This window comes from Carboxylicivirga fragile, assembly GCF_050589805.1.
GTDB lineage: Bacteria > Bacteroidota > Bacteroidia > Bacteroidales > Marinilabiliaceae > Carboxylicivirga > Carboxylicivirga fragile.
Map to the genome: position 1 here is coordinate 59,364 of NZ_JBNGOY010000003.1, position 11,684 is coordinate 71,047.

At 35.0% G+C, this 11,684-nt stretch carries 10 protein-coding genes; all 10 read left to right on the top strand.

Translation table 11 applies throughout. The features are described 5' to 3' along the window. Nucleotides 1-5: 5 nt before the first annotated feature. The 10 genes from ACRD7B_RS02055 to ACRD7B_RS02100 all read left to right on the top strand — a co-directional run bounded on the left by ACRD7B_RS02055 (nucleotide 6) and on the right by ACRD7B_RS02100 (nucleotide 11,521). A complete protein-coding gene (locus ACRD7B_RS02055) occupies nucleotides 6-1,139 on the top strand; it encodes a glycosyltransferase family 4 protein (RefSeq protein ID WP_430822791.1) in 1,134 nt (377 codons plus the stop codon). Beyond that, nucleotides 1,140-2,384 carry a glycosyltransferase family 4 protein gene (locus tag ACRD7B_RS02060; RefSeq protein WP_430822792.1) on the top strand — a complete coding sequence of 415 codons (1,245 nt, stop codon included), beginning with the start codon at nucleotides 1,140-1,142 and terminating at the stop codon, nucleotides 2,382-2,384. After that, the gene (locus tag ACRD7B_RS02065) at nucleotides 2,377-3,618 is read left to right on the top strand and encodes an O-antigen ligase family protein (protein ID WP_430822793.1); all 1,242 of its coding nucleotides are present in this window, start codon (nucleotides 2,377-2,379) and stop codon (nucleotides 3,616-3,618) included. The genes ACRD7B_RS02060 and ACRD7B_RS02065 overlap by 8 nt, the downstream gene beginning before the upstream one ends. After that, nucleotides 3,615-4,493 (top strand): glycosyltransferase family 2 protein, encoded by an 879-nt coding sequence (locus ACRD7B_RS02070; RefSeq protein WP_430822794.1) that lies wholly within the window; start codon nucleotides 3,615-3,617, stop codon nucleotides 4,491-4,493. Before ACRD7B_RS02065 ends, ACRD7B_RS02070 begins: the two co-directional genes overlap by 4 nt. Further along, on the top strand, nucleotides 4,494-5,459 hold the full coding sequence (locus ACRD7B_RS02075) for a glycosyltransferase family 2 protein (RefSeq protein WP_430822795.1): 966 nt from the start codon (nucleotides 4,494-4,496) through the stop codon (nucleotides 5,457-5,459). Next, nucleotides 5,440-6,474, top strand: a complete 1,035-nt coding sequence (locus tag ACRD7B_RS02080) for a polysaccharide deacetylase family protein (RefSeq protein WP_430822796.1) — start codon at nucleotides 5,440-5,442, stop codon at nucleotides 6,472-6,474. Before ACRD7B_RS02075 ends, ACRD7B_RS02080 begins: the two co-directional genes overlap by 20 nt. Nucleotides 6,475-6,484: 10 nt before the next feature. Further along, nucleotides 6,485-8,053, top strand: coding sequence for a lipopolysaccharide biosynthesis protein (locus ACRD7B_RS02085; protein WP_430822797.1), 1,569 nt, complete (start codon nucleotides 6,485-6,487; stop codon nucleotides 8,051-8,053). Between the two features lies 1 nt (nucleotide 8,054). Continuing rightward, the gene (locus ACRD7B_RS02090) at nucleotides 8,055-9,161 is read left to right on the top strand and encodes a glycosyltransferase family 4 protein (RefSeq protein WP_430822798.1); all 1,107 of its coding nucleotides are present in this window, start codon (nucleotides 8,055-8,057) and stop codon (nucleotides 9,159-9,161) included. Between the two features lie 434 nt (nucleotides 9,162-9,595). After that, the gene (locus ACRD7B_RS02095; RefSeq protein ID WP_430822799.1) at nucleotides 9,596-10,384 is read left to right on the top strand and encodes a hypothetical protein; all 789 of its coding nucleotides are present in this window, start codon (nucleotides 9,596-9,598) and stop codon (nucleotides 10,382-10,384) included. A 153-nt stretch (nucleotides 10,385-10,537) separates the two neighbouring features. Beyond that, entirely contained in the window at nucleotides 10,538-11,521 is a 984-nt protein-coding gene (locus ACRD7B_RS02100) for a T9SS type A sorting domain-containing protein (RefSeq protein WP_430822800.1), read from the top strand. Nucleotides 11,522-11,684: the final 163 nt, after the last annotated feature.

Sequence of the window (11,684 nt, forward strand, 5' to 3'; positions counted from 1 at the left end):
ACCGTATGGCCGATGTTCGACAAAATTCCATTTGTTTCATCATACCAAAATATGTGACCTTTAGTACGGGTGGCGCGGAAATACAAGTGCATTATTTAGTCACCGAATTCTTGAAGAGGGATTGGCAGGTTGAAATTATATGTGGAGGCATAGGGAAGGAACAGGTGATAGCTAATAGTTCATACAATGATCCTAGAATTACCTTTCATTATTACAAATTGAGAAGTATCAGAAGTCTGGAGTTTTTTGAAGTTTATAAACTGCTTCTAAGAACTAAAGCTTCTTACTATTATCAACGAACGGATTTTGCTTTAACAGCAGCTTGTGCACTTTATTGCAAGCGGTTTAAGAAGACAATGGTATATGCCGTGGCTCAAGATAAAGATGCTCATCTTGATAAATACTTTAATGAATTTCTTTCGTTTAAGTACCAATCGAAGATTAAACGTTGGATTCGCAAAGTTGATTTTAAGGTGATTGATTGTATGGTGGAATATGGTAAAAAAAGTTCGACTCATATTGTATGTCAAAATAAGGTTCAGAAGGAACTTTTTCAAAAGAATTTTAAGCGTGACGCAGTTTTAATACCCAGTTCTTATCCGGCACAGTCAAGCGCTTCTATTGAAAAGGAACGGATTGTATTGTGGGTTAGCAATATGACTTCCATAAAACAAGCCCATTTATTTATAGAGCTTGTTGATCAATTAGAAGTTGCACCTGTTTGGCGTTTCGTGATGATTGGCAGAATTAGTTTAGAAATAAAGGAGTATGGTATATTGCCTGAGAATTTAGAGTTTTTAGGAGAGTTGAGTTACTCTGAAACAGAATCATGGTTTCAGAGATCAAAAATATTGGTGAACACGAGTAAGAGTGAAGGTATGCCAAATACATTTATTCAAGCGTGGTTTAATAAAGTGTTAGTTTTGGGTTTAAATGTTGATCCAGATGAGGTTCTTCAAAATAAAAAATGCGGAGTGTCTTGCAATGGCGATTTTGATCGATTAAGAGGTGTTTTAGATACTGCGATCAAAGGCAAGTTTAATGATGAGCTTTTTATTGATAATGGATACCAGTATGCCTGTACAAGCTTTGATGTTGAGAAAAATGCAGATGCTTTAATTAAATTAGTTCAATCATAAATGAAAGTTATTCACCTTACAGGAAAAGATTTCTACGGAGCAGGACGTGCAGCTTATCGTTTGCATAAGGGGTTGCAACATGCTGGCGTTGAGTCTGAAATGTGGGTTGGAAATAAGCGACACGATGATGATACGGTGCGAAAAGTTCATAGTGGACGACTTAAAAAACTCAAATTATGGTGTTATCGCAATCTTGAAAAGTTAAGTGTCAGGATTAAAGGTCATTGGCCCAAGGAGATGTTCTCAACCGGTGGATATAGTTTCACGCTTGCCAACAAGATAAATAGAGCAAAGCCCGATTTGGTGCATGTGCATTGGATTAATCGTGGTTTTATGAGCTTGAATGATCTTGCAAAGATTGAGGCTCCACTTGTAATATCCATGCACGACATGTGGTATTTCACAGGAGGTTGTCATTACGACGAAGAATGTTCTTTGTATAAGAAGTCTTGCGGAAACTGTCCGGTTCTTGCTTCTTCTGAGTTACACGATTTGAGCCATACCTTATTGGCATCGAAACAGAAAGTTTATAATAAGAAACAGGATATGTTCTTTGTGGGCCTGAGTGTATGGATGGCTAATTGTGCTAAGGAAAGCTTCGTACTTAAGGGGAGAAAAGTTCTGAACCTACCAAATGGCATTGATCTGGATCTATTCAAACCTGTTGATCGTCAAGGTGTAAAAGAACGATTGGGAATTAATGAACAGAAAAACCTCATTATTTATGCCGCGGTCGATGCCTTATCCGAATCACGCAAGGGCTATGTGTATTTGCAAGAAGCTCTTAAGTGTTTGGATGGGGAAAGGTACGAAGTGCTTGTTATTGGGGAGTCACATGAAAGTAATGAAGTTGCTGGTATTAAAACGCATTTTTTAGGAGAAATCAATGATGATAGCATATTGGTTGAAATCTTGTCGGCAGCTGATGTCTCTGTTGTGCCGTCCTTGCAAGAGAATTTGTCAAACATGATAATGGAGTCCCTGGCATGCGCAACACCAGTTGTTGCTTTCAATATTGGAGGTAATGGTGATATGGTAGAGCATAAGGTAAATGGCTATTTGGCGAAAAAACAAAATGTGGATGATCTGGCGAGGGGAATAGAATGGTGTTGTGATAAGGAACATAATGCTAAATTGGCTAATAATGCAAAGGCCACTGTAGAACAGAAGTTTGATATAAACATTGTGACTAAAGACTATTTGAACTTTTATGCATCGGTACTAAATAATGAAGTGGATGATTAATCAAACAAAAGTAATTGATTATACATTGATATTTCTGTTAATAGCATTTTCAGGAATTCCATTCTTTTACAGAGCGCATGTAATAATGATCGCTATGTGTTTGGTCGCACCATTGTTTGTATTTGTCTATCGAAAACGTAAAATCGATAAATTCATTATTTATTATTTGGTATTTGCCTTATTGATTCAGGCAGCTCAAATGCTCAAATTTTATTATTTTCCTCTACAAACCTTTCTTGGCTTACATCTACGAATACTGTTTGCCTATTTAATCATTCGGGCTGTGGGTATTCGAAGCATTGAGTATTATGTTGATGTATTGAAGGTTTTTGTGCTGTGTAGTTTGATAATTTACCTATCAACCTATATTGCGGTTGTTGAACATTTTTGGATAAATACTGTGGCACCCAATTTTGATAATCCTTTAATTACTAATCGAAGCTATCATATTTGGCCAAATATTATTCTATATACTTTTAATAGCCAAGGTGAAGGATTGATGTTTCTGAAGCGTAACTCTGGACCATTTTGGGAACCTGGTGCTTTTGCTGGATTCTTAATTATAGCTTTGTTATTCAATATTATTCGAAAAGGACGATTAAATAATAAGACTAATTGGATATTGATACTTGGAGTGTTAAGTACGCTTTCAACATCAGGGTACATTGCATTGGTATTCGTGATATTGTCATATTTTATTACTCAACGAAACCTTGTTCGGAAAATGATCTATGTACCTTTGCTCATTCTAATATCAATTATTCTCTTTTTGTCGGTCGATTTTATTGGGGCTAAAATTCAAAGAAAACTCTCATTTACCAACCAAACCTACAATACACGATTTAAAAGTGCCAAGCTGGATGTTGAGGATTTTATAGCTAATCCATTTGTGGGATTGGGACGCTCCGAGAAAACGCGATTTAAAGGTGAAAGTAATGATAGGACTATACATAGGAATAATGGCGTTACCAACTTTTTAGCCATGTATGGGCTCTTTGTTTTTGTCTTTTATTTTGGAATGATTTTTAAGTCGCTTAAGACCATGTGCATCTATTATGATCGACCCATAAAATTTGCATTTTTAGCACTGTTAGCAGTTTTTATTATTGGTTTTGCCGAAGTGTATTTTACCAAGGTATTCTTCTTTGGGCTAACCATGTTGCATCTCTTATATCAGCCACGTTCACAAGAAGATGGCGTATTAAGTGAAAAAGATGAGGAGGTTGCTTCATGAAAGTATATGTTGTAATAGCTGTGCATAATCGCAAGAAGTACACTTTGAACTGTTTGTCTTTGCTGGAAAAACAGACCTTTCAAAACTTTGAGGTTATCATTGTTGATGATGGTTCAGATGATGGCACAAGTAATGATATTAAGGCGATTTATCCGCATGTTAAGATAATACATGGAGATGGATCGTGGTGGTGGACCCGCTCAATGAATGAAGGTTTTAAGGTTGCTCTTGATGAGGGGGCTGATTTGATTATCACTTTAAATAATGATGTGAGTTTTGATGAAAACTTGATTCAAAACTTAATTGAATTGAATGAGCAACACCCAGATAGTCTGATTGGATGTTTGAATTTGATTCATAGAAAGAAACCTTACGTATTTTTCTCAGGGATAAAAAAGAATATTTGGTGGAAAGCAAAAGAAGTTAAATATCACAAGGCATTTTCATTGCTTGAAAAGGATGAATTGAAAGGTTTGCATCATACTACTTGTTTAAATGGGAGGGGTACATTGATTCCAAGAGCAGTTTTTGAAAAAGTTGGCCTGCTCGATGAGTTGAGCTTCCCTCAATATGCGTCTGATTACGATTTTGTGCTTCGAGCATCCAATTATGGATTTCCTGCGTTTATTACTTGGGATGTAGCCATCTCTTCATTTATTGAAGAAACAGGAGAGGGAAAAAGTTTTATCGATCAAAGTTGGTTAGCTTTTATACGATCCTTTTTTAATCGATATTCATCAACAAGTATTCGCATGTGGGTTAAATATTATATACGTCATGCTGGAATCGGTGCTATGTCAGGTGTTGTTTTTCAGGTTTTACGTCAGATATACGCTTTTAAACGAAAGCGCAATTTATTAAATACGCTTAAGTAAATGATCTCATTTATCATCATAGGGCGCAATGAATCAAAGATACTACCTAAATGCTTGGATAGTGTTAGAAGCTGTATTGATGAAAATAAATTGGATGCTGAAGTAATCTATCTTGATTCTGATTCTACAGATAATAGCATCGAAATAGCCAAAGCTACAAGAGGCGTACGCACAATTCGTATTACGGGTAAGTACAATGCGGCCATCGCTCGTAATGTTGGCGCAAACTTAGCCAAAAGTCATAGCCTGTTCTTTGTTGATGCGGACATGGAACTACTACATGAATTTATACCTAATGTGCTAAGCGATAATCAGGAGCTGAAATATGAATTCGTTTCAGGTAATTTCATAAATCATTATTATTCCAAGGAAGGAAAGTTAGAAAGAAAAGCATTTTATAGGAAAACCTATTGTCAACAAGATACATATCAATCAACAACTGGTGGTTTATTTGCAATTCGAAAAGAGTTATGGGATAAGTTTGGAGGCATGAGGCCAATGTTTAAGAAGGGGCAGGATCTGGATTTCGGTTATCGATTGGCTAAAGCAGGACATTTGTTGTTACGTAAATCTCGAACCATGGCCTTACATCATACCGTCGATTATAAAGATTCGCATCGTATTTGGCTTTCGTTAATCAATGGAGCAAACGTATATCCCAGAGCCCTATTGTATCGCAAGCATTTGAATAATGCTTATGTTATGAAACGCCTGTTAAGTAGTGATCCAACATTATTGATATTGTTGCTCGTTCTTCTCGTTTTTATTTTTACGGGAAAGTTGTGGGTAATTGCCATTTATGGCTTACTGAGTTTAGTGGCGCTTCTTTATTCAATTAAATTCAAAATTAAGATTGATTTTATATCTCGATACCTCAATCATATTTGTCGCGATGTGTTAAATTTACTGGCGTTCTTTTTCTATTATCCATCAAATGAGCTTAAGTATGAGTTTGAAGAGCTGTAAGCGATTTATTAAGCGTATTGGATTTAGCTTAGCCAGTATACTACCCTTTGGTTTACTTCGCTCTGCTTCAGGAAGGGATGTGCTTATGCTTAATTATCATAGCATTCAAGGTTGGGATGTGAATGAGGTCATTCGAACCAACAATAGCTATAGAACACTTGATGAGTTTGAGATGGATATTTTATTCCTTAAAAAGAAATATTCATTTATTGACTTACCGACTTTTCTGTCCTATGCTAAACGACAAGCTACCATCCCAGTTAATAGTGTGTTATTGACTTTTGATGATGGGCTTAGTGTCGTTTATTCGCAAATAAGACCCATATTGCTAAAGCATAAAGTGCCTGCTGTGTTTTTTATTAATCCACATTTCATCGATAATAAAGACTTACACTATCAGCGAAAGAAGAATTTGCTTCACAAATCACTAAAGGACAATGACCTTATTGGTGATTTTGAAAGTGCTTCTAATTTACTAAAAGACGCTGGTATTTCATCGAAATCAATATCAAGTGGAATAGATCAGATATCCTATAGGAATAGAAAAGTATTAAATGATTTGGCTAGGTGCATGTCCTTTAGTTTTGATGAATACTTAACCAAGAACAAGATTTATTTGGATTCTTCTCAGATAAAGGAAATGATTGAGCAAGGTTTTTATTTTGGAGGTCATAGCTTGGATCATCCTGATTTCAATGAGTTGTCGATTCAAGAACAGTATGAACAAACCGTTGGGAGTATCGATGAAGTTTGTGAAATGTATAAACAGAAGCAGCGTGTTTTTGCTTTCCCTCGGAATGATAATAAGATTAAGAATGAATTTTTTGAAATGGTTGCACCACATTGTGAGGCAAGCTTTGGTGTTGGTGGCATGATAGATGATGAGGTAGCGTTTCATTGGCGTAGAACCGACATTGAGTCATCACAGGTGAAAGCATGTTCGGCATTAAAGTTCTATTATTGTAAGGCCATTGTGAAACAATTGTTTGGGTTTGGAATTTATAAACGAAAATAGATATTTGTAAGTGAATAATAAACTGGTGAGCACCGATAAAAAAATCCTCGTTGATAATACAATGTGGATGTATCTTGGGAAAATTGTTTCTCAGATATTGGGCTTGGTTGCATCAGTGCTTGTTATTCGAAAATTACCTGTTGATGATTATGGAACTTACCTATTTATTTTTGGATTGTTCTTCATTTATCAATTGTTAATAACCAGTCCTATCAAACATTTGTTGTTGCGATTTGTACCTGAACTGCGCTCTAAAAAACAATATTTGCCCCTAAAGTACCTTTTGCTGACCACTTTTTTTGGAGCCATCGTATTAATAGTTGTATTCACTCTTTGTTTGGTTTTGTTTCGAGAGCAGATCATGCCTTTTTTTAATTTGTCGCAGTTTTATTTATTTGTTAACGCTTTCGTGGTATTTGTGCTTGCATATGCCATGGCTAACTATTTTGAATCTCTTTTGTCAGCCTACTTATTACATAAGTGGATAGCATTTATAAAAGTGCTTGTTGTAGTAGTGCGAAGTGTTAGTTATTTTGTATTATACAACAAGTTAGGTGTTGAAACTCTCTTATTTATTGAAGCAGGTGTTTCTATAGTTTCAGTACTCTTGGCTCTGTTTGCCATTTATTTTAAAGTGCTTCCTGAACTAATAAAATTTCGAGCAATTCAAAATTCTATCGTAATTGTTAAGCAAAGAATGTGGCGATTCTGGAGTCTATCCTTGTTTTCTGAGTTGGGTTATGGTATCATTGGTCGAACCAGTGATCAGTATATTATAGCTGCTATGTCAAATCCATACTATGTTGGCCTATATGGATTCTCTTTAAAAGTTTTTGAAATTGTTTATAAAATATTACCCTTACGAGAATTTGAATCGGTGCTAAAACCTGTTTTCTTTAAGAAGTTTTCAAAGAAGACAGCCTCATCCGTATTGAATGACTATTACCTGTTTATTATTAAAGTAATACTTCCGGTTCTGATATTTCCTCTTTTATATTTCCTAATTTTTGGAAAGGGGCTCATTATTCATGTTTTTGATATAAAGTACATTGAAGCTTATCGGTTGACTGTTATTGCACTTTTATCAATTTGCTTGAATGCATGTTTCTATCCGTTAAGTATGTTAGTTCAATTAAAAGAACGTGTAGAGATTATTTTATACACAAGAATAGTTGCTGTTTTTAGTATCACTATGGGCGTTTTTCTTATGGCTAAAATTGGAATTGTGGGAGTTGCCATTGCAAGCTTACTCGGTGAATTATTTAAAAACCTACTAATGTTAGTGCTATTTAGGAAATATGTCAAGTTAAAATACGATTGGTCAGTTTTGATGAGGTATTTCTTGATACTATTATTGTCCGTTGCACTGTTTCTTCCATTCTATAGTTACCAGCAAGAATTGATGTTTTTAGTATTAGGAAGTTTGATATTGCCTTTAATCTATTTCCTTACTTTGATTAACTATCACTCATTCACACCTGAAGAGTTGAGACGTTTGGAAACTATTTTAATGAGTTCAAATAAAACTGCCAGACTATACGCGCGAATTAATCCTATAATACTAAAATTAAAATTTTAGTATGGTAAAGCTTCATGAAAATAATTTAAGGAAAGTGGCTGTATTCGGCTTGAAAGGTGTGCCAGCAATTGGGGGCACAGCTTCAGTTGGTGAGAATATTGTAAAGGAGCTAGCTAATCAGTACAATTTCACCATTTATGCGACTTCATCGCATGCTAGTAAGAAAAATCCGATTAATAATGTTAGGCAGTATGTTTTTAAGAAATTCTTGCCTCATAAATTAAATGTATTCTACTATAATTTAATGAGTGCTTTTCATGCCGTCTTTTTTTGTAATTATGATCTGGTTCATACACATCAGATTGATACAGCATTTATCCTACCCATACTGAGATTACGTTATAAGGTAATCTCTACGCACCATGGAAGAACTTATAAGATGAGTAAATGGGGCCTAATCATGCGTCAGTTTTTTAGGTTTAATGAGTGGTTGATGATGAAACTCGCCAATCAGGTGACTTTTGTGGCTAAGACAGAACAAGAGGATGCTGAAATAAAGTATGGAGGAAGCTATGTTACAATTCCCAACGGGATTAATTTGGATGAAGAAGTGGAGACGGAATGTGCTTATTCTGATTACATACTTTTTGCAGCGGGACGAATTATTCCTCATAAAGGATGTCATGTTTTTTTAGAAGCATTAAAGCAGATTAATTACCCTGGTAAAATTCTAATCGTTGGCGACCATCATCAAATGCCCGATTATAAAGCTCAATTGGAAGCATATAAATCAGTTCTCGACGTTGAATTTCTTGGAATGATCAAAGAAAAGCCAAAGTTATTGAGTATAGTAGGTAATGCTAAGCTCTTCGTGTTTCCGTCTTTTTATGAGGCCATGTCAATAATGCTATTAGAGGCAGTATTGGTTAAGGTCCCAATTATATGTAGCGATATTAAGGAGAATACATATATTTTTGATGATGATGAAATAACTTTTTTTAAAGTTGGCGATGTGAATGGTCTATGCAAAGAGGTGAATCGTTTTTTGGATAATCCCGGTTTGTACAAAAGTAAAAGTGATAAAGCTTATAGAAAGCTAGGTGAAAATTATTCATGGAGCAAAATAAGATTATTATACGCAAAAGAGTATGGCGCATTGATTTGGTGATAAGATGTGTTTAAACTATCATAAATGACTATACAACGAGCTTGGTCATCAAGGATCTAATGGTCTAACTGTCTTCGTATTAATGATGGGTTAATTTAATGCTAGAGAGCTTCATGATTTTTGCTAAATAAATTTCATTGTAATGTGTTGTAATGTAGTGTTTTGAGATCGTGGTTTGTGTTTGTCAAAGAATTTCTCAATTCAAACCTCTTAATTCTTTGTTTCGTCAAAGATAAAAATGATAGTAAAATAATAGTTGTTTGGGTTAATGTGCAGTAGGTCAGTTGTTAGGAGTATGTTGTTGTTGTTGTTCGATTTGAACCTTGTTTTGAAGTATACTTGATTAAAAGAATAAAGTGTCTTATTTTTGTTCCAAATCTAATTACTAAAAGTAAAAAGAAATGAGAAAAGTTATATCAATGTTGGCAATTGCAATGCTTGTAGCATTCACTGCCTGTGAGAAAGATGAAGAGGTAGTCGAAGAAACTCCTGCGAATATTCCAGGTATGGGTGCTGCAGCTGGTGAGTTACAGGTAGATCCTTTTAATATTGAGACAGAGTTTGAAGGTATTGAAATTGTTGGAGCGATAGAGGGTGTTAGCCCAGATGCTAGTCCTATAGCAAATGAATTAAAATCTACTTCAGCGGCTCAATCACGCAACTGTTATGGTAGTGGACATGATGTACGAGTTCGAGTGACGCTAAAAAATACATCTAGTAAAAGAAGAACTGTATGGTTGCCGCGTGGGTTAGTTTTTAAAGTTAACAAAGCAAATTATCAGCATGCTATGTTAATGCAGTGGACATGGATTTGTATTCAAGCAGGAGAAACTAGAACTTTTGACCTTAATTTGTATTGTATAAATAAAGGTGACCTAGGTTCTGATTCAAGTGCTGAATTCAGTATTCTTGGAATTACTAATTCAAAGGTTATGTGGAGATTGTTGCGTATGATTGGATGGCGTAAAATTAATTTAGAGCATTACGAGCAAGTAGCTGATAAATCAGCTTTAAAAGCTGAAACTGCATTAAGTTATGAAACTATTGTAGATAATATTCAGGAAGCTGTATGGGACTTGACAAACAGGAGCGGACTTGATTCAGAACGCGAAGAGTTTATTATGTCAATTCCAATGTTGGAAGATGGAACTTACCCTACTACTTTAGATGATAAAACTGTAGATTTACCTGAGTGGTGGAACGAGTATATCCCTGCAAACTAAGAATTTTTAAATTATATAATAAAGAGCTCCATTTGTATGGAGCTCTTTTTTTTTGATAAAAAGTTATTTATGTTGGTTGAATAATTCAATAGTTTACATTGTTATTTAATCAATATTTCTAGATTTGTTATGAAAACAACTAAAATCTAGGAAATGAAGAATCTCTACACATTATTATTTGTAGTATTTTGTCTATTACTTACAAATAAATTGACGGCACAGGGCGAAGCATGTGAGAATCCAATTAATGCAACAGTTGGGACTAATACTTTTACAGGAGGGCATAATTCTGATCAATGGTTTAGTTTTACTGCTACTCAGACTGGAAAGATAACAATCTCGAGTTGCAGCTTAACATCAGAAGATACGTATGTGAAAATTTACGGTGGAGGAATTTGTATCCCGTTAATAATTAAAGCAGAAAATGACGATCACTGTAATCTGCAATCGCAAGTTGCAATAATAGGAACTACTGGAAATGACTATGCCATTGTTTGGGGCAATAAGAGTTCTGCTGCACCTTTTGATTGGACTATAGTTGAAGATACATGGAGCCAAGGCGAGATTTGTAGTGATCCGTTTGCTGCTTTGGAAGGAAATACAAACCTATGTAATCATAGCGCTGCTGGTGATCAGTGGTTTAGTTATGTAGCACCTGGTAGTGGAACAATCAAAGTGTCTACCTGTGGTTTAACTACAGAAAATACAAGTGTTAGGATTTATGATGATTGTTCTGGTATTCAGTTGGATGGCAATGATGATTTTTGCTCGATTCAATCTGAAGTCGAATTTGCATGTACAGAAAATACAACATACTTGGTCCAATGGGAAGGTTTATATACCTCTGGTTCTTACAATTGGAATTTGACTTATAACGCACCTACCTCAATAAGTAAAAATAAGCATGACTATAAGTTGCAAGTTGTGAAAGAATTGAATCACATTAAGCTTGAATTACCTGCGAATTTGAATGCAAGAATTAATATTCATAGTATGCTTGGAAATATTGTAAGTTCCAAAATAAGTAATGGCAGGGCAGTGCAAGTTGATTGTTCTGACTTGGCTGAAGGTATATACATCGTGTCTGTGAGTTCTGAATTAGGTGTTTGGAATGAAAAGATATATTGGAAGAAGTAGTAGTAAATACATAAGTATATTTGAACCCATGAATTTAAATTCATGGGTTTTTTGTTATAAACCAACCAATTATTATTGGCTCTAATGTTGATGTTATAGTTGTTAATTTCCTCATCGTATTTAGTTGATTTGTTAGAAACGTCATTGATGATAACTAATTCCA

Bases quoted from the DNA above. Each gene is read 5' to 3' on its own strand.
- ACRD7B_RS02055 (WP_430822791.1), top strand. From the start codon at position 6: ATGGCCGATGTTCGACAAAATTCCATTTGTTTCATCATACCAAAATAT.
- ACRD7B_RS02060 (WP_430822792.1), top strand. From the start codon at position 1,140: ATGAAAGTTATTCACCTTACAGGAAAAGATTTCTACGGAGCAGGACGT.
- ACRD7B_RS02065 (WP_430822793.1), top strand. From the start codon at position 2,377: ATGATTAATCAAACAAAAGTAATTGATTATACATTGATATTTCTGTTA.
- ACRD7B_RS02070 (WP_430822794.1), top strand. From the start codon at position 3,615: ATGAAAGTATATGTTGTAATAGCTGTGCATAATCGCAAGAAGTACACT.
- ACRD7B_RS02075 (WP_430822795.1), top strand. From the start codon at position 4,494: ATGATCTCATTTATCATCATAGGGCGCAATGAATCAAAGATACTACCT.
- ACRD7B_RS02080 (WP_430822796.1), top strand. From the start codon at position 5,440: ATGAGTTTGAAGAGCTGTAAGCGATTTATTAAGCGTATTGGATTTAGC.
- ACRD7B_RS02090 (WP_430822798.1), top strand. From the start codon at position 8,055: ATGGTAAAGCTTCATGAAAATAATTTAAGGAAAGTGGCTGTATTCGGC.
- ACRD7B_RS02095 (WP_430822799.1), top strand. From the start codon at position 9,596: ATGCTTGTAGCATTCACTGCCTGTGAGAAAGATGAAGAGGTAGTCGAA.
- ACRD7B_RS02100 (WP_430822800.1), top strand. From the start codon at position 10,538: ATGAAGAATCTCTACACATTATTATTTGTAGTATTTTGTCTATTACTT.